We start from the raw sequence: 18,740 nt of genomic DNA on the forward strand, positions 1-18,740 counted from the left end.
ATCTATACCAACAATTAAAAACGTATTTTAGTTATTACAATACAAAAAGAAGGCATCAGGGAATAGAAAACGAAATACCGCTGGTAAAGTATTTAAACAAACAACAAAAAGCAGCTTAGTCAATATAGCCGGAACTTAATTTAAGCTGAAAACTGCCCTACAAATGGGGGGATGCTCAGCTTTTAATTCGTCCTTACTAATATTCTCATCTGATTTATAAAAAAATTGGAGCATAAAAGAGTCAATAACCTGCGTTTTAAATTCTGTAGGTCTACCGAAAGATAAAAGGTCATATAAAAGATTATTTTCAAAGGACGAATCTTCTACTTTAAATTTATCTAATCCGTTTAATTGATATAGCTCGGATTGAATTTCTATGATATTATCAGACTCCTCGGCAATTCTATTTGCCTCGATGATTTCAAGGTTTATACCATAATCTTTAAAAGCTATTTTTTCCAGTTCTCGAATTCTTTTATTGGTCAATTCTTTGGAATAAAAGAAAAATAATTTATTATCAAAACCGTACTTCTCATGATTATTTTTCGCCTTTTCTAGATCCTCTAATATTTTTTTTATCAACCCATTCATTTGATGGCTGTTTGCTGATTTTTGAACCGTTAATTGATATTGAACTTTTTTTTGTCCAAAGTCAAAAACGCGAATATCTAGCCCGGTATCATCCTTTCCATCTGTGAAAACTATTTTTTTGAAATTAAACTCTTTAGCTAAATAAATCTTAACTATTTTATCGAATTCCTTTTTCTCCAGTGCTTCTAAAAGGTTTATTAAGTTTTGAGTTTTGGACATATTTCAAATTATTGGTAAGGTGAAATTAACAATCCTGTGAATTTACAATTGATATATTATCTGTTGTAAAATTTATTAGGGAATTAATTATATTTAAAAATTGCTATTTATCTTGTTCAGTAAATACTTATTCTAACCTAGAATCCTACAAACCCCCAGTACTCTGATTTCAAGGTATTTGTTTATGGTGTTTATAGTAAGGTTTTCGGTTTTGGTAATTACGGTTTGGATGCCGTGGGGTTTAATTTCTTAAGCGATTAAGAAAAGTTTACTTTATTAATTTATTTCCAGAATATATACGAATTCCTTCACAAATTTGACTTGTTCACTTAATTCTTTATTGGAGATCATATTTGATTTGGGAATTAATGGAATGGTATCCAAAATTTGCATTAAATTCATCAAATAGCTCGTTTTTATGGCATATGAAGCATTTTCAGCCCCAAGATGTTTAGCATTAATTATACCCACTATTTGACCTTCTAGGTTTAGAAGTGGTCCTCCGCTATTTCCGGGTTGCACTGGGACACTAATTTGATAAGTAGTGATGTCGCCTTGAAAACCCGTTTTTGAACTAATTATTCCGTTTGTAAGTTTTACCTCATCACCCATACTGGCTCGTAATGGATAGCCCAGAGCGTAAACTGATTTTCCAACATCAGCCAATTCATTATCAAATGAGTATGGTATTTGTCCTAGAGAAGTGAAATTGGAGTCAGTAATTTTGATTATTGCAATATCGTTGTTTTTGTCCTCTACCAATATTTTAGCAGAATATGATTTAGTGAAATCTCCTTTAATACCTCGAACTTTAATTGTATTCGCGCCTTCTACGACGTGTTGATTAGTTGCAATAAGACCATTAGATGATAAAGCAAAACCTGATCCTGAGGATTTTTGCATGTTATCATTGCTTTCTATTCTGTCATCAACTGTAGGATAAAGTTTAATAAAAGTACTTTCACTTCCTGATAAAATCAATTTAAAATATGCGTAATTATCAAAAGATATGTAACTGTCAGAATTCAAGGATTTATCCCCCATATACCAGTCACACTTATAAAAATCCGGGGTCGCTGTTTTATAGAGGCGTGCCTTAACTTCTCCACTTATCCATTTATTATTCGCAGGAGCTATGTACCTTTTGCCATCGCAATTGCAACCATCAACTTTTTCAGATCCTCGTGGACTTCCAGATAGATATATCAGTTTGTAATCATTATTTGCTTTAACTAATGCGACTTTATATTTTACTTCGTAATTTCTCCAAGTCATATAGCAGAGAGTTTGTCCATAAGCATTAGTACAAGGTACTTTGACATCAGAATATGAACCAACAGATTCATATATCCCTTCGATTTCTTCCATTCCATTAATGGACCACTGATTCTTAATTTCAGATTCTTTCCAATTAGTTTTAGGTGAAGATATTTGGTTAGATTTTTTTGGTAATTTGGAGGGCTCACCGCCTATTCCAGCCCTTTCAAAATATATTTCATTAATATAACCTGTCTTACCATTATATCTTACTTTATAAATTCCACTAGAGGGGCCTGAAATAATTTTTACCTGATTACCAGCTGGTATTATTTCAATTACTTCACTGAAAATATATTCTGATTGCTTTAGTTTACCATCACTTTTTAGAATAAGATTTTTCTGTCCAAAGACTGGTATCGATAAGAAAAGGCTGTATAATATAAAAAGGTATTTGAGGTTCATACGGTTTAACTTTAGTTTTTAATGTTTTCTTACTTGGCTTTTTAGAAAAAATATTATGAAAATTATTAAGTGACTAAAACATATAAAGATATCGCACCGTGATAACTTCCCCTTACGGAAATCCTCATTCTAACCTAAAACCTCTATAAAATCCCCCGGGCTTTGATCTCCAGGTATTTGTTGATGGTGTTTACGGTAAGGTCTTCGGGTTTGGTGAGTACGGTTTGTATACCATGGCGTTCCAGTTCTTTAACCATACGCTTTTTCTCATAGTCCATTTTCTGGGCGATGGTCTTGTGGTAAATCTCAGGGGTGTTTGCGGCCTTTTTAGCGATCAGCTCGGTAAGCTCGGTGTTTTCAAAAAAGATCACGACCAGTACGTGTTTTTGAGCCAGGCCTTTGAGGTAGGGGAGTTGGCGCTGCAGGGCGCTTTCGTGTTCAAAATTGGTATACAGCAATAACAGGCTGCGGTGGGTGATTTTGCGTTTGACTTCGGCATACAGACGGCCAAAATCACTGTCCAGAAAACGGGTTTGTATGGAGTACAAGACCTCGAGAATGGTATTGAGGTGGGTTTTTTTACTGCTGGCGGCCAGATGGTTTATGATCGTGTTGCTAAAGGTAATCAGGCCCGTTTTATCGTTCTTTTTAAGCGCCACATTGCTAAAGGCCAGCGTCGAGTTTATCGCGTAATCCAGCAGGGTAAGGCCTTCAAAGGGCATTTTCATCACCCGGCTGGCATCGATGATCGAGTAGATGGGCTGGGATTTCTCATCCTGAAACTGGTTGACCATCAGATCGCCGCGTTTGGCAGTCGCCTTCCAGTTGATGGTGCGCACATCATCGCCGCTCACATAGTCTTTAATCTGTTCAAACTCCATCGTATGCCCTATACGGCGTATTTTCTTAAGACCAAACTGCGTCAGCTTGTTGTCTATGGCCAGAAAGGCATACTTTTTCATCTGTATAAACGACGGATAGACTTTTACCGCCTGCCCGTTGTCAAACACATAGCGGCGCTTCACCAGCTTCACGGGGCTCGTTACAAAAACATTCAACCGCCCAAAGGTGTAGACCCCGCGTTCTACCGGGCGCAGGCCGTAGGTAATACGGGTTTTTTCACCGGCTGCAATGCTTCCGGTTTTTAGAAAGTCCCGTTTTTGAAACTGCACCGGGATCTCGTCAATCACTTCAAAAGCGACTTTAAAGGGATAGCGGTTGGTGAGTTGCAAGGGCACCTCGTTAACATCGGAATTGGAGAATTTCTCGGGAAGTTTTCGCGTAGCGCTAATGCCTTCCTTTTTCTTGTAGAGGGTGATCGCGTCAAAAAGCACGGCGATTCCCAGCAGCAGCATACCTACCGAAGCAATGGGAAACAGGCTGTGGTACCAGTACGAAAACAGGAACAGCACCACCAGCGCGCTCAGCACGTAAAAGACCCTAAGGTCAAAATACAGACTTTTTATGAAGGCTATAAGACGCACTAGCGGGGTACTTCTACAGATTGAACAAGCATATCAATCACCGTTTCGGGTGTCATCCCTTCCATTTCGCGTTCTGGCGAAAGGATTACTCTATGCCGCAATACGGGCGTTACCGAGCGTTTTACGTCTTCGGGTGTTACAAAATCGCGGCCGTTGATGGCTGCAAAAGCTTTGGCCGACTTTAAAATCGCCAGGGAGGCACGTGGCGAACCACCTAGATACAAATGCGGATGCGTTCTCGATTTTACCGTGATCTGCGCGATGTAGTTGAGTATTTTTTCTTCCACCAAAACCTGACCCGTCTGCTCCCGGAATTCCTGAAGCTTCGCCGGAGTGAGAACCGCATCGATTACAGCAGTGGCCGCGCCACTCAGCTGATTCTGACTTTTTAGAATCGCAATCTCATCTTCCAGATCAGGGTAGGTCACCTTGATTTTAAAGAGGAAACGGTCGAGCTGGGCTTCGGGAAGGGCATAGGTACCTTCCTGCTCGATGGGGTTTTGGGTGGCGAGAACCATAAAGGGCTTTTCCAGATCGTACTGGGTCCCGTCTATGGTGATCTGGCGTTCTTCCATCACCTCAAAAAGCGCAGCCTGAGTTTTGGCGGGCGCACGGTTAATCTCGTCAATCAGCACGATATTTGAGAAAATAGGGCCGTGTTTAAATTCAAAATTGCTGGTTTGCATATTGAGCACCGAAGTTCCCAATACGTCGCTCGGCATCAAATCTGGCGTAAACTGAATACGGCTAAACCCGGTGCTGAGGGTTTTGGCAAAGAGCTTGGCGGTTACCGTTTTGGCGATTCCGGGAACGCCTTCAATAAGCACATGGCCATCGGCAAGCAGGGCGACGATAAGCAGTTCTACAAACTCGTGCTGACCTACGATCACTTTGGCCAGTTCGGCTTTAAGTGCGGCAACCGAGTCGCGTAATTCGTCAAGCGGAATGCGGTTTTGAAACTCCAGATTTTTAGACTCCGGTGTTTCTTGTGAAGCTACCGGACTTTGCTCAGGCGTGTTTTGCGGGGTTTCTTCCGGGTTATGATCAGGCGTTTGCCCGTTTTCTAAAGGCGTTGAATCTTCCATCAATGGGTAGTTTTAAAATTTTCGATCAGGCTGTTGAGGCGTATGAGTTCGTCTTCACTCAATTCGGCCTTTTGCCTGATGGTTACGATATAATCTATAGTATTTTGAACCATGTCGAGGGGCTTTCCGCTTTTCGCCGTGAGGCGCTCAATAAAATCACGGTTAAGCCGGTCTGTCGCCAAAACATAAGTGCTGCGCAGGTATTCCATAAAATGATTGATCTGGTGCGTGGCGATCTGGCGGTTTTCTTTTTTATCTAAATACATCCCGGCAATGGTGCGGGTATAGTCAAGTGTGTTGTTAGGCAAAGGTTTGATCACGGGAATGCTGCGCTGCTTGCGCTTGCCTTCAAAGATCACCCAGATCAGGGCGCCCAGCAACAGCGTGTACCAGGACCATTTGAGGTATTTGTTGTTCAGGATTATAAACAGCGGCGATACGGCTACGGCCTTACTGTTTTTATAATACATATCCAGATAGACAGTCCCGTCTTTAGGCAAATACGACAGTATATTTGAGGTATAGGCCGCATTGTTGCCATTCAGCATAAAATAGTTGGTAAATGCCTGCGGAAAGGTGCTCAGAATGATCTCGCCTTTTTCAAAAGGCAGTTTGATAAAATTGACTTTGGGTTTTTTAATGCGGGTGGAATCTTCATCGCGGATGATGTCTGCAACCCCCAGAACGGTTGTATTTAAAGTGTCGATTTTATTAAAATAGGCTACAGAATAATCCTTGTCTAAAATATACGGAAGCTTGCCGCGTAGCGCCGGATTGCTCAGGTTTACAAGCGGCCGTTTGATCAGGTTGTCGTTGTCGTAGGTATAATCGCTTTTCAGATTTAAGGTGTCTTCCAAAACTTCGCTAAATCCATCAGAAGCCATAAACAGCGTATTGCCCTGAGCTACCCAGTTGAGCAGCTTTCGGGTTTCAAACTCATCGTTATAGATGAAGGAGTTTACAAAGAAATACGTGCCTTTGGGCTGATTGAGGCTGTCCATCAAAAACTCATAGGGCGGAATTTTGACTTCCTCGAGCCGGTCTTCTTCAATGAGCGAGGAGAGCTGCTCGTAAAAGACGTAGGTGCCAAAAGGAATTCTATCCTGTTTCCCATACGACTCATACCAGTTTAAGGGCTCTTTTTGAGAAGCTTCGGCCACCACCAGAATCACTAAAAAGAGGATGAGCAGCCCGGCGAGTATTTTATAGCGTTTACTCATAAGGCGTTAATGCTCTTTTTAAATTCGGTTTCTGCTTTGGCAAAATCGGTTTCATTTACTTCAAAATTCCCGTACCAGATAAAATCATACACACGTGTGAGTCGGGTAAAGGTAGTGCGCAGGCCGGCGTCTTTGAGTTCGTACACATAATCGGCATTGGTTTTTTGCACTTCCCAGTCAATGAGCTCTTTTTGCGCCAGTTTTTGCAGCAATAATAAATAGTAGAAGCGCACGGCCAGGCGGTAATTCTTTTCGCGTAGCGCGGCTTCAATGAGTTCGGTGATATTTTGATTTTCGATGATTTCCTGTTCATCGGTGAGTATGACTTTGCTGAGATCGGGGCCTTTAAGCGGCGAGCCGCCCAAATCAACTTTTAAAAAGAGCCACACCAATAGGGCTACGACTCCGGCAACGAGTAAGTAGGGTAGGGCGCGTACCAGAAAGCCCAGAAAGCCGGTGGCTTCCTCTCCCTGAAGAATCCAGTTTATAAAGCGCCTCCAGATATCGTTGGTCCAGGTTTTAAAACGCGTCCAGATGTTGTCTGGCGCTTCTTCTTCCACATAATTAAATTCGTCCTGAGCGGCATACTTTTTAATCTGTTCGGTGTCAAATTCCACCGGGGTTGCCGGTGCCCGGTCGTACTGAATCTGTTGAACAACTTTTGGTTTTTCAACAGCCGTAGAATCTTGTGGCCCTGCAAAGCATTTCAGGGTCAGAAATACAAATATGTAGAAGAAAAATCGATGCATTAAGAGTCTGTACCTATACTGTCTATCGTTTCAAAAGTACCGGTTTGATTGGCTTTTTCGTTTAGGTTATAATAGATAAAGGCAATCGCGATTGGAAAAATCACGGCCAGAATGTATTGCGCTGCCGAAGAGAGTACACTTAGTGTTAAATACACCCAGTCAAATAAGCTGCTTATGTCTCCTTCTGAAATTTCTGCGGCAGAGGTAAAGGCTTTTACAAAGGTATAGATGATTACGGGTAAGGAGAATACGATATTGGCAACGTATAACAGCAGGCCCAGCACAAACAAGGTAGCAAAGGTCATCCACCATTCACCTTTGATAAGCTTAAACGAATCTGCAATAACATCGCCTACCGATTTGTTTTCAAAAACCAGTACCGCCCAACCCAAAGAAAGCGGAATTGCCAGGTAAATTCCCGGAAGAATACACAGCATCAGACCAAAAAATACGATGATCGCGATTAGAAAGGTGGTCCCTACCAGCGAACCCAATTGCTTTCGCAGATCGGTTTTTAAAAGCTCCTGATCTACCACGCCTCCGTTTTCGATATACAATCTGATGTACTGAAGCACTGTCCCGTACATCACCGCGTAATAAAAAAGAACGGTTAGAAACAGGATGAGTGCCGGAAGCAGAAAATTAGCCATACGGAATATTCCGCCGTCAAAAAGGGAAATGTCTGAAGAAACCGTGGCGTAATAGCCCGCTGCGGCGATCAAAAGAATATAAGGGATTGCCGCATTGCGCACCAAAGCCTTAAACAGGCCTTTGTATTCCTGGCGTAAAAATTTAAAAGTATCGGAGAGGATTTCGCCGAGTTCGCGTTGCCTTTTAAAGTTAATGTAATCGTTCATGGAGTTGTATTTGGTGTTTTTTGTAAGCTATTCGGGGGTATAGGACGTAATAAAACAGAATTAGTAACAGCGAAAGGCCGATGATTGTAATCGCAAGCCAGTCGGGCATTTCGGTATGGCGGGTCACAAAACCTTCCAGAAATCCTGCAATAATAAAAAACGGAATGGTACTGACCACGATTTTGAGTCCGTCTTTCATACTTCGTTTAAAGGATTCGACTCTGCTGTAGGTTCCGGGAAATAAAATACCGTTACCCAAAACCAGACCGGCCGCACCGGCAATCACAATCACCGAAATTTCGATAGTACCGTGAATCCATACAGTGCGCACAGACTCCCACAAGAGCCCCTTGTCGTAGAAGAAATATTGAAACGAGCCCAGCATTACGCCGTTGCGCATCATAATAAACAGCGAACCAATACTGAAGAGCACGCCATAAATAAAAGCCATCAGGGCTACTTTGATGTTGTTTACGGTGATCCCCAGAAACATTTCGACCTCATTCATTTCCTTATAAACCCGCATCGGGTCGTTTTGCGCGATATTCTCAAGGGTCATGTTTACATAGGCGTCGCCCATAATGCTCCGCACATAGGCGCCGTCTGTAGCAGCGCTGTAAGCACCCACAACGCAAAACAGGGCAAAAACCAGAAAAGACAGCAGGAGTTCACGCTGATAGCGGTACATCAACAGCGGAAATTCTTCCGTAAAAAAGGTGATAAAGCGGCGGCTCGACTCGCGTTTGGTCTTATAAATCTTCTGATGCGAGCGTGACGCGAGATGGTTTAAATACTGGGTGGTTTTGCTTTCGGGATAAAAGGTACGGGCATAACTCAGGTGATCTGTTACTTCAAGATATAAGGCCGAAAGTTCATCGGGCGTAAGTGCGTTGTTATTACCCAGCAATACGTTTTCAAATCTTAACCATTTATCCTTATTTTGCCTGACGAAAGCAGCCTCGCGCATAGTTTTGGGTTTTAAAATGAATTCTGAAGCATTTCGGACTCTGCCAAAACCATTCAGAACAGCTTTCTCAAATTTTAAATAACCGTAGGGCAGTAATTTAAGCTAACATACTGTTTTGAGGCAAGCTTTGGGACTTAAAAATCCCGATTTTCGAGTAAAGAAAAAGAATTCATGGATAACTTTCAAATTGAAACCGCACAAAATATCAGCATTCAGCAACAGGTTGCGGGCATTGGCGATCGCATACTCGCTTATATCATTGACGCTCTGATTTTAATAGGGTATTGGATCATTTCCTTGTTTTTGGTATCTGCCTTCGGATTAGACACTAACGAAAGCAGTTCGATTATGATCTTTTTTATGATCATCGGGATACCTTCTTTTCTGTACTTCCTGCTTTTTGAAGCCTTTTGGGACGGGCGCACGCCGGGTAAGTCGGCCATTGGTTTGCGCGTGGTGAAGTTAGACGGATCAAAACCGGGTTTTGGAAGCTATTTTGTACGCTGGCTGATGCGCATTATAGACATCAGTTTCAGCAGTGGCGGGATTGCCGTTTTTACCATTTTGCTTAACGGAAAAGGGCAGCGTCTGGGGGATATCGCAGCCGGGACCACGGTGATCAATGAGCGCAAGAGAGTTACCCTGGGCCAGACCCTGCTGGAAACCATTCCTGAAGATTATGTGCCCAAATACCCACAGGTAACGGTTTTTACCGATGCAGATATGCAGAAAATCAAAACGGTTTACAGCAAGGCCAAACGCGAAGGGAAGCATAACGTCATTTTAAAACTGAGCGAAAAGCTGAGTAAGACTATGCAGGTGACGCCAGATGAGACGCCCTACGCCTTTGTAGACCGCGTACTTAAGGATTATAATTTTTACACCCAGAATTAATGGAGCCTATTGTAGATATTATCGACATTCTGGGAACCATCGCTTTTGCAATTTCGGGCGTAATCACGGCAACCAAAAAACGTATGGATCTTTTTGGGATTCTCATTGTCGCTACCGTGACTTCTGTGGGCGGTGGTACCTTGCGCGATCTGCTCATTGGGAAGTCGCCCGTAACCTGGCTGCTCAACACGACGTTTGTGTATACCATACTGGTTTCAACCGTGGTGGGTGTTATTTTTAGAAAACAATTGCATTACGTGCGCAAGTCTTTGTTTTTGTTTGACACTATCGGGATTGCCCTGTATACCATTACCGGTGTGCAAATGGGACTGCTCATCGATCTGAACCCGGTAATTTGCGTGGCTTTAGGAACGATAACGGCCTGTTTTGGAGGCGTGATTCGCGATATTTTGTGTAATGAAATCCCGGTGATCTTTAGAAAAGAGATTTATGCCAGTGCCTGTATTTTAGGAGGTGTGGTTTATATAGGGCTTATTCACCTAGGGGTAACGGCCGGTCTTACTGCGGTAATGGCCGGGATTACTGTGGTTGTAGTACGCACCCTGGCGGTGGTGTATGAATTGCAATTGCCCAGTATATATACTCAGGCCGAGCGCGAGCAAAACAATTAAACTATGGGAAAGCAACTACCGGAGCTGACCAATCAGCTTATTAAATTCATTGAGGAGCAGCATCTCTTTTTTGTGGGTACGGCAGCTGCCGAAGGGCGTGTAAATGTTTCCCCTAAAGGAATGGATACGTTTGCAGTGCTTAATGCAAACGAGGTAATCTGGCTCAATATGACCGGAAGTGGGAATGAGACGGCCGCGCATTTACTGAAAGATTCGCGGATGACGATTATGTTTTGTTCGTTTGAACGCAAACCCCTTATTCTGCGTTTATACGGCAAAGCCGAAATGTACCATCCGCGGGATGCAGCGTTTGAATCCTATTTAAAGCATTTTGGTGATACCGAAGGTGCCCGCCAGATTTATAAACTCAACATCGATCTCGTACAAACTTCCTGCGGTTTTGCAGTGCCGTTTATGGAATACAAAGGGGAACGTGAAACCCTAAAAACCTGGGCCGCAGAAAAAGGCGACGCCGGTATCAAAGACTACTGGATTGAGAAAAACCAAACAAGCATTGACGGTTTTAAAACCGGGATTTTTGAGTGATTACTTAATCAACGAAGATTTCTTTGATTAGTGATTTAGTCCCATTTTTCAAATTCCTCATTTTCAAAAACAGCATCTATGATTAGTGAATCGTCACTTTCCTGATTCATGTTTTCAAAGGCTTTTTCCCAATTTTGCCGGACTTGTTTATGTGATTGAAAAGTTGATTTCATTCGTTTATTCTATTCTTCTAAGATACACTTGTTTGAGTGAAAAGTAGGTTTTATCTAAGAACAAATAGGGGCCTATAATTTGTGGCTTGTTGGGGATTTTAAATTGAAATATCGACGTTTATAAAGAGTATAAAATAATATTCTTTGGTTTTCTTTTTCTTCAGCATAGCAAAAAGTCCCCGTTAAAAATTTTCGAAGCCTTGGAGAAAATTTAGGGGCTTGTTGCGGTTTTGCCTGATAAGGCAAAAATGCCTAAGAAAAAGTGTCTTTTCTTTTGTTACTTTTCTTTGGACAAGCAAAGAAAAGTAAGTAGTATTATAAAATCGAAATCAGTTGATCTGGAAATGTATGTGATCATCATGGCGTACAGCACGGCACCCGTGAAAACGAATTTTGGGATCAGAATGGTTCATTCGCTGTACTAAATGCGGTTCTAAAAACAGCTTGCTCGTCTCTTTTAGATTTAAAATCAGTTTAACAAGCTGTTTTGTAGCTTCATTTGAAAGTGTGAGTTCGGGATTACGATTACCAAAACTCACATACCTCGTAAAATCATATTGCCAGTATCCGGCTTCTTTGCAGGCTTGAGTCTGATCACGTTCACCTGAGTTTGAAGCTTCATAAATACCATAACCGCTTCGTGAGGGTTTTTCATTAGTAACTCGACCTTTTTCATCGTTATAGATGAAAGCGAGATCTATTTTCTTGCCGTCGTTGTGACTCAAATGCGGCAAAAGCGGGAAACCATCAAAAAAAGGGAAATTGGCATCCAGATAAACGACGGTCAAATTCGGGTCATACTTCGAAAAATCACGGGCAATTTCTTGTAAAGCTTCTTTTAATTTCGGCTTTACATAATCCCGATTAGCAAGCACGTAAAATAAAGAGTGGGCTTGAAGATGCTCTGTTGTTTCGAGCTTTTCGCGTCCAAAATAGGGAGCTACCTTAGGAATCAGAAGTAATGAACAGATTAGATAGACCAGTAAAAAGACTACAATCTGCTTGATTAGTTTAAAACGGTGAATTTTTCGCGTAGCGAGAACAACAATTAAATAGAGAAGACCACCTACCTGAGTAAGAATGCTAAGTAGCACTACCAGAATGAAGTGCAGACAAAATTTTAAAAACTTCAATTCAAGTCTGTGTTATTTGATCAACTCAACCTTTTCCAGATAAATATTTTCAATAGGCCATTCATTATCGTCAACATCTACTTTATTGATACGGTCTACAACGTCCATGCCTTTGGTCACACGGCCAAACACCGTATGCTCGCCATCCAGGTGATGGGCACCCCGTTCGGGCACTACGATAAACCATTCAAAAGGAGAGGAGGCATCGCTGATGTTTTGTTCGGTGTATTTTGCTGCAGAAAAGGCTCCACGTACGTGAGGATGCGCCGCAGACGCTTCGTTTGGGATCAAATAATTTCCAATACGCATACGCTTACGCGGGGTTTCATACCCGTCGCTGTTACCACCCTGTACTACAAAATCAATAGCGTTGCGGTGTATCATGGTATTCTCAAAATAGCCCTGCTTTACCAAAAGAATAAAGTTGGCCCTGTGTAAAGGCGTATCGCGGAATAATTCTAGTTCGATATCCCCGTATTTGGTGGTGATGCGCACGCGGTTTTCGGGATTCTTCTTGCCGTATTCGGTGAGAAAGGGAATAAGATCGGCCTGTGATTCTACGATAGAACCCGGCTTTTTCCTGAGTTTTTCGTTCTGAGCTTTGGCCTTATCTTCGGCCGTGCTGTCTTTGGTTTTTTCGACAACTTCAGGCTCTGTGGCTTTCTCTTTAGATTTTTTATCTTCACAGCCGGCAAAAAGAAGCACTAAAGCTAGAAGACTTAAACGTATATACTGACGCATAGATGCAGTTTGAAGAATTTGTAAAACGAGTCTCAAAATTAAGCAATTTGGACTTACCCGGGCAAGAAGCGCATTATCTAATGGCACCGGCAGAGCGCATACAACAACTTTCTGCACTTGATGTTGAACAGCGCAAACCCCGGGAAGCCGGTGTTATGGCGGTGTTTTATCCCAATTCTAAGGGCGAAACCACGCTGGTGCTTATTTTACGCCGCACCTATAAAGGGGTGCACAGCAACCAGGTGGGCTTTCCTGGAGGCAAGGCAGAGGCTGTAGATGTTGATCTGGAAGATACCGCCCGCAGGGAGACCGAAGAGGAGGTAGGCCTTAAAGGAGAAGACATTCGTGTACTAAAAAAACTCACCCGTCTTTATATTCCGCCCAGCAATTTTTGGGTGCAACCTTTTATTGGCGTGGTTGATTATACCCCAGAGTTTATTCCGGAAGAGGCGGAAGTTGCGGCTATACTTGAAGTACCGCTCACGGCCTTTCTTTCAGATAAAAGCCTCATCAGGCGACAGATTGACACCTCGTATGGCAGCATGATAGACGTACCCGCATTTCAACTGGCCGGGCACGTAGTCTGGGGTGCCACTGCAATGATGCTGAGCGAGATCAAGTGGGTGCTGCGGGAAATAGATACATTTTAAGACACATATTCCTTACATTTAATTTATATTTCGCCTCTGGCAAAACCTTGGCTTTAATTATGGGACTTTTCAAGACCAATCCATTTGGGCATTATAATATTCTGAAGAAATGGCTGATACGCATTGCGGGTATGATGACCCACAGGCGTTATCGCGGTTTTAACGAATTGCAAATTGACGGTTCTGAAATCATAAAAGAGCTGCCCGATACCGGTGTGCTGTTTGTCTCCAACCACCAGACCTATTTTGCCGATGTGGTAGCGATGTTTCACGTCTTTAATGCAAGCTTGAGTGGTAGGGTAGACAGCATTAAAAACATAGGCTATCTCTGGCAGCCCAAACTCAATATTTATTATGTGGCCGCCGGTGAGACCATGCGGGCCGGTCTTTTACCGCGGATTATGGCTTATGCCGGGGCTATAACGGTAAGCCGTACCTGGAGGGAAAAAGGAAAGGAGGTAGACCGCCCGGTAAACCTGAGCGATACCGAAAACATTGGGATTGCACTACACGACGGCTGGGTAATTACCTTTCCGCAGGGAACTACCAAACCCTGGAAACCCATCAGAAAAGGTACCGCCCACATCATTAAGCAATATAAACCGGTTGTTGTGCCTATTGTAATAGATGGTTTTAGACGCTCGTTTGATAAAAAAGGCATACGCATTAAAAAGCGCGGTATTCTTCAGTCTATGGAAATCAAAAAACCATTGCAGATTGATTATGAAAACGACAGCATCGAGGATATTGTAGAACAGATCGAATACGCAATAGAGCAACATCCTTCTTTCCTCAAAGTGATTCCTCAGGAAGAATTACGCAAAGAGGAAGAACTCAATAAAACCCGCAGGTGGGAGTACTAAATCCATTTTCATTAACATTTCTTTGGCATAGTGTTTGGACCTTTTAGGGTGGAAAATTGTTAAACTTTGGGTTTCGGTGAAATTTAATGCAACTTTTATATACTTTGTAGGTACTTAAAGCGTTAGAGCCCCAAACCCCTTAAGACCAAAAAAATATATGAAAAAACTCACTTTTGTCGCAGTACTTTTTACTCTGGCACTGTTCTCAAAAATACAAGCTCAGGAATTACCTTTTAAAGATTGCATCGACGCCCCGCTCGAAGATTTTGAAAGCTCTGTTTTAAAAACCCAACTCTACAATCAAATTGCCAAAGATCCTCAGATGAAAAGTCTGATTGATCGCAAGAAAATGGCCGTAGGTATCGTAAGTCTCGATGACCCTAAAGCCATACAATACGCCGGAATCAACGGTGAAGAAATGATGTATGCCGCAAGTTTACCTAAAATTGCCATTTTGCTTGCCGCGATGGACGCAATTGAAAAAGGTGAACTTAAAGAAACTGCCACTGTACGCGAAGATATGTGGCTGATGATCAGCAAGTCAAACAATCAGGCCAGTACGCGCATGATAGATCGTCTGGGTTATGATAAAATTGCCGGTGTTCTAACCAGCGATAAATACAAATTATACGATAAGGCTCACGGTGGTGGCCTCTGGGTAGGTAAGCGCTATGCTGCCGCCGGAGAGCGCAGACCCGATCCTATTAAAGGCTTAAGCCACGCAGCTACAGCAGAACAGGTATGCCGTTTTTATTACAAACTGGTAACCGGTAAACTGGTAAGTCCCGAGCGCTCCAAGCAAATGCTTGATATAATGGAGAACCCTTCATTGCATCATAAGTTTGTAAACACATTAGAGCGTATAGCGCCTAACGCACGTTTATTCCGTAAATCAGGTTCCTGGAAAACCTACCATTCAGACTCCATCCTGGTATGGGGTGAAGACGGCCGCAAGTACATTCTTGTAGCTTTGGTTGAAGACCCTAACGGCGAACAAATTATCAGAAATTTAGTATTTCCGGTTGAGAAAGCTCTTCAAAAATCTCGAACTTTACTTGCGAGTGCCACAAAAGGCGCCGGGTATGTAGGTGATTAGAAAGTTCCTCAAAAAAACGTTTAATATAAGAGATGGTGAAATAACCATCTCTTTTTTCATGCAGTTATACGTCTTTTTGATAATTACGATACTGCTCATAGTTAAACCCATTGTAAACGCCCTCTTTCTCGAAGGTCTGGGAGCAGACAATCTCGCTTACGGCTATCTTTTAATTGCGGCAACCGCAATTGCAACCACTTATTTTTACAACCGCGCAGTGCGAAGATACTCCCTGAGGCGCATTATAGTGGTTTCGCTGTCTTTTTTCGCTTTAGCTTTTGCGGTACTGAGCTTACTCTATAAACTCGGTCTTATCGATGCAGCGGCTCTGTATGTGTATTATGTGATCAGCGGTATTTTTGCTGTATTAACCACCAGTCAGTTTTGGCTGCTTGCCAATATGGTTTTCAATGCCCGGGAGGCCAAGCGTCTGTTTGGTTTTATAGGTAGTGGGGCCATTGCAGGCGGTATTTTTGGGGGATATCTCACCACAATTTTGGTACCCTATATAGGTAACGGAAATATGCTGCTTATCGCAGCAGCGCTTATTTTATCCTGTATTCCGTTGCTTTCTATGATTTATAAGAAAGGATACGTAAGCCGCGCTTCCCGCTCCGGTGCTCAAGAAAGTATTGGTGGGGAAACCGCTTTCAAACTGGTTTTAAAGTCAAAACACCTTACCTACCTGGCTTTAATCATTGGTATAGGGGTGATCGTGGCTAAACTCATCGATTTTCAGTTCAGCGATTTTGCAAGTAAGGCCATACCCGATGCAGACCGTCTGGCCTCCTTTTTTGCATTTTGGTTTTCGACATTCAATCTCGTCTCCCTGGGAATTCAACTGTTTTTGACCAATCGCGTGGTAGAAAAACTGGGGGTAAACAGTTCGCTACTCATTTTACCGCTGGGCATCGCAATAGGTTCCCTGCTTTTCTTAACCTTTCCCGAATTGTGGGTGCTCATTCTTATTAAAGGCCTCGACGGCAGTCTCAAACAATCTGTGAATAAAGCGGCGACAGAGCTGGTGATGGTTCCCATTTCGCTTGAAATAAAGAATAAAACCAAATCCTTCATCGATGTGGTGGTAGATAGTATTGCCACAGGGGTTGCGGGTTGTTTGCTGATTTTTGTAATCAAAGGATTAGACCTGCCTTCAAGTTACGTCACGGTGATTATTTTGTTTTTGATCTTTATCTGGATGGTGGGCATTTTTAAAGTTCGGGATTCCTATTTCAAAAGTTTTAGACAAAGTCTTCGGGAAGCGGTAGAACATTCAGACGACATCTCGCGCAGAAAGCAGAAATCACCTATAGAAATAGGAAAACGCATCCTGTCTTCCAATAATCCGGAGCAAATTGTTAAATACCTGAGCGGCTTAAACGGAAGGAAATCACGGCTTTTAAAAGCGAAAATTCTTCCGCTGCTGGAACATCCCGATGATGCGGTTAAGATTGAAGCGATAAACCAACTCTATCATTATCCCGAAGGTACCGCCCTCGAAACCGTGCGTCAACTGGTTTACCTCAAGGATGACGAGGTGGTTTATGCGGCGATGAATTACCTTATTTTGCATACCTCGCTCAACGACAACCGTATTTTTGATTCGTACCTCAATCACAGCAGTGATTATATTGCTCACGCGGCCTTATTGTGTTTGGCTAAAGAAGGCCGTACCAATAAAAAAATTGCTGCCCGATATAATTTAGAATTGCGTCTGGAACTCTGGATGGCCGAGTTTGAATTGCCCAACAGTGAGCACCGTCCCGAGGAATTGTCGTTTTTGCTGGAATCAATAGGTTATGCAGGTTTTCCAAGATTTCTGTCTTTTATTTCGGCAAACTTCAATAACCGAAATCCTATGATCGTGCGGCATGCGATTATTGCAGCCGGAATTTCGGGGGAAGAGCTATTTGTAGATGCCCTGATCGACTTTCTTAAGGTTAAGGAATACCGGGAAGATGCCATACAGGCGCTTATCGCTTATGGGGAATCTATAAGCGAACTCCTTCTGGCGCGCGAGGCCGCGAGAACTTTACGCAATGACGTGAAAAAATACATACCTCAGGTTATTCAGAAGTTTGAAACCCAAACCTCTGTGCGGGTGTTGCTGCGTTTATTGCAGAGTAGGGATAACCTGATCAGGCTGGCCAGTGCCAAATCGTTGAAACGCCTCAAAAATAAAAACCCGAAACTCAACTTTTTTCCTAAAAGTATTTTCCGTTTTATTTTGACCTATTCGTTTGAATACCGGGATATCATAAGCTGCCGGAAAGTGATTAAAAGCAATTTTAGGGCAGAAAATTACACGGCTCTTTCTGAAGATGATAAAACCGAACTTCTTCAGGTACGGGAAAGCCTGCTTGAAATTTTAGATATTCAGTTGAGTAAGCGTATTGCCACCATTTTTCATTTATTGGCGGTGTACTACAGCCATAAAGATCTGGATGTGGCTTATAAAGGTTTTAAAAGTGAAGATCGCGATACACGGGCCAACGCGATTGAATTTCTAGATAACATTCTTGCTCCAAAACTGAAACACGTGCTTTTGCCTTTGCTGGAATTAGCGATTATTGAAGATGCTGACGTCTATCAGGAAATTTTGGAAGACACCGACATCAGTTTTAACCGGGCGCTCATCAACCTGATTAAAGTGGGAGATGGTAACCTGAGACTTCCGGTGATTTATTTGATTCAATTTTTGGGAGATACCAGTTTCTCACCGCTTCTTGCCGAATTACAAATCACAGCTAAAAGCAAGGATGTACGCTCTTTTGCTTCTTTAGCCTTAAAGAAATTGCAGCCTGCCCTGATGCAGAAGGATATATAATCCCAATTAACAAACTAAGACCTAAATTAAAGGCAAATACTCAATTATAAAAAGGGATAGGGAACAAGATACCCAAACTTGAGAGTGCCAAAACAATTCCAAGCAGACCTAAAATTTGCTTTTTAAAACAAGCTATGATTCCAAAAGCAATTCCTATTAGGGTAAAAAACAAATAGAAGTAAATCGAATAATATAGTATATTAGGTAAATCATCAAGTGGTCTCGCAGGTATATACAATCTATTCGAGTAACAGTAGCTTGCGCATTCATGAAAGCAAATCGATATTAAGC

At 42.4% G+C, this 18,740-nt stretch carries 18 protein-coding genes; 7 read left to right on the forward strand and 11 right to left on the reverse strand.

Annotation, left to right across the window (positions count from 1 at the left end; all coding sequences use genetic code 11):
• Window positions 1–135: 135 nt before the first annotated feature.
• From LLW17_RS07565 to LLW17_RS07600, 8 genes are all read right to left on the reverse strand, one after another.
• The gene (locus LLW17_RS07565) at window positions 136–810 is read right to left on the reverse strand and encodes a hypothetical protein (protein WP_228229648.1); all 675 of its coding nucleotides are present in this window, start codon (window positions 808–810) and stop codon (window positions 136–138) included.
• A gap of 276 nt (window positions 811–1,086) precedes the next feature.
• Window positions 1,087–2,532, reverse strand: coding sequence for a S1C family serine protease (locus LLW17_RS07570; RefSeq protein ID WP_228229649.1), 1,446 nt, complete (start codon window positions 2,530–2,532; stop codon window positions 1,087–1,089).
• A gap of 143 nt (window positions 2,533–2,675) precedes the next feature.
• Window positions 2,676–4,016 (reverse strand): DUF58 domain-containing protein, encoded by a 1,341-nt coding sequence (locus LLW17_RS07575; protein ID WP_228229650.1) that lies wholly within the window; start codon window positions 4,014–4,016, stop codon window positions 2,676–2,678.
• A complete protein-coding gene (locus LLW17_RS07580; RefSeq protein WP_228229651.1) occupies window positions 4,016–5,101 on the reverse strand; it encodes an AAA family ATPase in 1,086 nt (361 codons plus the stop codon). Before LLW17_RS07580 ends, LLW17_RS07575 begins: the two co-directional genes overlap by 1 nt.
• The gene (locus LLW17_RS07585) at window positions 5,101–6,321 is read right to left on the reverse strand and encodes a DUF4350 domain-containing protein (RefSeq protein WP_228229652.1); all 1,221 of its coding nucleotides are present in this window, start codon (window positions 6,319–6,321) and stop codon (window positions 5,101–5,103) included. Before LLW17_RS07585 ends, LLW17_RS07580 begins: the two co-directional genes overlap by 1 nt.
• Window positions 6,318–7,070: a DUF4129 domain-containing protein gene (locus LLW17_RS07590; protein WP_228229653.1), complete on the reverse strand. Its 753-nt coding sequence runs from the start codon at window positions 7,068–7,070 to the stop codon at window positions 6,318–6,320. Before LLW17_RS07590 ends, LLW17_RS07585 begins: the two co-directional genes overlap by 4 nt.
• The gene (locus tag LLW17_RS07595; RefSeq protein ID WP_228229654.1) at window positions 7,070–7,927 is read right to left on the reverse strand and encodes a YciC family protein; all 858 of its coding nucleotides are present in this window, start codon (window positions 7,925–7,927) and stop codon (window positions 7,070–7,072) included. The genes LLW17_RS07590 and LLW17_RS07595 overlap by 1 nt, the downstream gene beginning before the upstream one ends.
• Complete coding sequence (locus LLW17_RS07600; protein WP_228229655.1) at window positions 7,911–8,894, reverse strand: stage II sporulation protein M; 984 nt, start codon at window positions 8,892–8,894, stop codon at window positions 7,911–7,913. Before LLW17_RS07600 ends, LLW17_RS07595 begins: the two co-directional genes overlap by 17 nt.
• Before the next feature lie 171 nt (window positions 8,895–9,065).
• Between LLW17_RS07600 and LLW17_RS07605 the strand changes: the two genes are divergently transcribed.
• The 3 genes from LLW17_RS07605 to LLW17_RS07615 are packed head-to-tail and all read left to right on the forward strand — an operon-like array spanning window position 9,066 to window position 10,966.
• Window positions 9,066–9,788 (forward strand): RDD family protein, encoded by a 723-nt coding sequence (locus tag LLW17_RS07605; protein ID WP_228229656.1) that lies wholly within the window; start codon window positions 9,066–9,068, stop codon window positions 9,786–9,788.
• Entirely contained in the window at window positions 9,788–10,420 is a 633-nt protein-coding gene (locus LLW17_RS07610) for a trimeric intracellular cation channel family protein (protein WP_228229657.1), read from the forward strand. The genes LLW17_RS07605 and LLW17_RS07610 overlap by 1 nt, the downstream gene beginning before the upstream one ends.
• Before the next feature lie 3 nt (window positions 10,421–10,423).
• The gene (locus LLW17_RS07615) at window positions 10,424–10,966 is read left to right on the forward strand and encodes a pyridoxamine 5'-phosphate oxidase family protein (protein ID WP_228229658.1); all 543 of its coding nucleotides are present in this window, start codon (window positions 10,424–10,426) and stop codon (window positions 10,964–10,966) included.
• 35 nt (window positions 10,967–11,001) lie between these two features.
• Here LLW17_RS07615 and LLW17_RS07620 read toward each other — a convergent pair whose 3' ends face one another.
• The 3 genes from LLW17_RS07620 to LLW17_RS07630 all read right to left on the reverse strand — a co-directional run bounded on the left by LLW17_RS07620 (window position 11,002) and on the right by LLW17_RS07630 (window position 13,013).
• The gene (locus tag LLW17_RS07620; protein WP_228229659.1) at window positions 11,002–11,139 is read right to left on the reverse strand and encodes a hypothetical protein; all 138 of its coding nucleotides are present in this window, start codon (window positions 11,137–11,139) and stop codon (window positions 11,002–11,004) included.
• Between the two features lie 329 nt (window positions 11,140–11,468).
• Complete coding sequence (locus LLW17_RS07625) at window positions 11,469–12,272, reverse strand: hypothetical protein (protein ID WP_228229660.1); 804 nt, start codon at window positions 12,270–12,272, stop codon at window positions 11,469–11,471.
• 12 nt (window positions 12,273–12,284) lie between these two features.
• Window positions 12,285–13,013: a peptidylprolyl isomerase gene (locus LLW17_RS07630; RefSeq protein ID WP_228229661.1), complete on the reverse strand. Its 729-nt coding sequence runs from the start codon at window positions 13,011–13,013 to the stop codon at window positions 12,285–12,287.
• 2 nt (window positions 13,014–13,015) lie between these two features.
• Between LLW17_RS07630 and LLW17_RS07635 the strand changes: the two genes are divergently transcribed.
• The 4 genes from LLW17_RS07635 to LLW17_RS07650 all read left to right on the forward strand — a co-directional run bounded on the left by LLW17_RS07635 (window position 13,016) and on the right by LLW17_RS07650 (window position 18,449).
• A complete protein-coding gene (locus tag LLW17_RS07635) occupies window positions 13,016–13,663 on the forward strand; it encodes an NUDIX hydrolase (protein WP_228229662.1) in 648 nt (215 codons plus the stop codon).
• Window positions 13,664–13,722: 59 nt separating this feature from the next.
• Window positions 13,723–14,526 carry a lysophospholipid acyltransferase family protein gene (locus tag LLW17_RS07640; RefSeq protein WP_228229663.1) on the forward strand — a complete coding sequence of 268 codons (804 nt, stop codon included), beginning with the start codon at window positions 13,723–13,725 and terminating at the stop codon, window positions 14,524–14,526.
• A gap of 157 nt (window positions 14,527–14,683) precedes the next feature.
• A complete protein-coding gene (locus LLW17_RS07645; protein ID WP_228229664.1) occupies window positions 14,684–15,622 on the forward strand; it encodes a serine hydrolase in 939 nt (312 codons plus the stop codon).
• A 58-nt stretch (window positions 15,623–15,680) separates the two neighbouring features.
• Entirely contained in the window at window positions 15,681–18,449 is a 2,769-nt protein-coding gene (locus LLW17_RS07650; RefSeq protein WP_228229665.1) for an Npt1/Npt2 family nucleotide transporter, read from the forward strand.
• Window positions 18,450–18,740: the final 291 nt, after the last annotated feature.

Source organism: Leeuwenhoekiella parthenopeia (assembly GCF_020782115.1).
Lineage (GTDB): Bacteria > Bacteroidota > Bacteroidia > Flavobacteriales > Flavobacteriaceae > Leeuwenhoekiella > Leeuwenhoekiella parthenopeia.

Bases quoted from the DNA above. Each gene is read 5' to 3' on its own strand.
- LLW17_RS07565 (WP_228229648.1), bottom strand. From the start codon at position 810: ATGTCCAAAACTCAAAACTTAATAAACCTTTTAGAAGCACTGGAGAAA.
- LLW17_RS07570 (WP_228229649.1), bottom strand. From the start codon at position 2,532: ATGAACCTCAAATACCTTTTTATATTATACAGCCTTTTCTTATCGATA.
- LLW17_RS07580 (WP_228229651.1), bottom strand. From the start codon at position 5,101: ATGGAAGATTCAACGCCTTTAGAAAACGGGCAAACGCCTGATCATAAC.
- LLW17_RS07585 (WP_228229652.1), bottom strand. From the start codon at position 6,321: ATGAGTAAACGCTATAAAATACTCGCCGGGCTGCTCATCCTCTTTTTA.
- LLW17_RS07590 (WP_228229653.1), bottom strand. From the start codon at position 7,070: ATGCATCGATTTTTCTTCTACATATTTGTATTTCTGACCCTGAAATGC.
- LLW17_RS07595 (WP_228229654.1), bottom strand. From the start codon at position 7,927: ATGAACGATTACATTAACTTTAAAAGGCAACGCGAACTCGGCGAAATC.
- LLW17_RS07600 (WP_228229655.1), bottom strand. From the start codon at position 8,894: ATGCGCGAGGCTGCTTTCGTCAGGCAAAATAAGGATAAATGGTTAAGA.
- LLW17_RS07605 (WP_228229656.1), top strand. From the start codon at position 9,066: ATGGATAACTTTCAAATTGAAACCGCACAAAATATCAGCATTCAGCAA.
- LLW17_RS07610 (WP_228229657.1), top strand. From the start codon at position 9,788: ATGGAGCCTATTGTAGATATTATCGACATTCTGGGAACCATCGCTTTT.
- LLW17_RS07615 (WP_228229658.1), top strand. From the start codon at position 10,424: ATGGGAAAGCAACTACCGGAGCTGACCAATCAGCTTATTAAATTCATT.
- LLW17_RS07620 (WP_228229659.1), bottom strand. From the start codon at position 11,139: ATGAAATCAACTTTTCAATCACATAAACAAGTCCGGCAAAATTGGGAA.
- LLW17_RS07630 (WP_228229661.1), bottom strand. From the start codon at position 13,013: ATGCGTCAGTATATACGTTTAAGTCTTCTAGCTTTAGTGCTTCTTTTT.
- LLW17_RS07635 (WP_228229662.1), top strand. From the start codon at position 13,016: ATGCAGTTTGAAGAATTTGTAAAACGAGTCTCAAAATTAAGCAATTTG.
- LLW17_RS07640 (WP_228229663.1), top strand. From the start codon at position 13,723: ATGGGACTTTTCAAGACCAATCCATTTGGGCATTATAATATTCTGAAG.
- LLW17_RS07645 (WP_228229664.1), top strand. From the start codon at position 14,684: ATGAAAAAACTCACTTTTGTCGCAGTACTTTTTACTCTGGCACTGTTC.
- LLW17_RS07650 (WP_228229665.1), top strand. From the start codon at position 15,681: ATGCAGTTATACGTCTTTTTGATAATTACGATACTGCTCATAGTTAAA.